General features: G+C 48.4%; 1 protein-coding gene. It reads right to left on the minus strand.

The genetic code is table 11. The features are described 5' to 3' along the window. Nucleotides 1-63: 63 nt before the first annotated feature. Nucleotides 64-893 (minus strand): FimV/HubP family polar landmark protein (locus tag A3750_RS16295; protein WP_304440203.1); only part of this gene is annotated, 830 nt, incomplete at its 5' end.

Raw genomic sequence — 893 nt, forward strand, 5'->3', positions numbered from 1 at the left:
GGCCGGTAACATCTCTGTTACCGGCCGAACCACTATTTAAAGAACTACTCATCAACGGGAAGCCTAGCCACCTATAGAATCGATTAGCTCACGAGCTTGCTTCTGCTGCTCCGCAGAGCCTTCACCCTCAACCTCAAGCAAAATCTCTTTTGCGCCTTCTGTGTCACCCATATCGATATAGGCTCGAGCCAGATCAAGTTTAGTGGATGCCTCATCGGTTCCCTCAAGGAAGTCAAAATCTTCATCTTCACTAAGCTCTGGTTCAAAATCATCAGCATCGCCGAGTGCAGCGGCTGCCTCATCCAGCGTTTCATCAGTGATCTCTAAAGCATCTGCAGGATCTGACTCAGCGGGCTCTTCATCCAAATCCAACAGTAAATCATCCGCATCCGATCCGCCGTCATCAACCTGAGAGTCTGATAGCACTTCGGAGTCTAGATCTTCATTCAAGTCGTCCGAAAGTTCTAAGCTCAGCGCTTCATCCTCTGTAAGCACACCGTCAGATTCGCCATCCTCTTCCAGCTCCACCTCGAGCTCGCCAAGATCATCGGCATCAAGAGCAAGGTCTTCGACCTCAGCGTCTGAAAGCTCATCCGAAGCATCGCCATCCAGATCTACCTCTTCATCCAGCTCAAGCGATAGATCATCAACGTGCACATCTTCAATGGCTTCTTCAGAGTCCACATTCTGATTTTCGTCTTCCAGCTCTAGCGACGACAGATCATCTTCCGCCAAGTCCAACTCTTCACTTAAATCGAGTTCAATTTCGGTTTCACTATCAAGGTCCGAATCATCAAGATTTAAGGCATCATCAAGCTCGAGATCAGCTCGTTCTTCATCTGAAACAACTGCATCTTCGATCTCATCGTCGTTACTAGGGCTCAAATCAACAG

It is taken from the genome of Oleiphilus sp. HI0079, assembly GCF_001635105.1.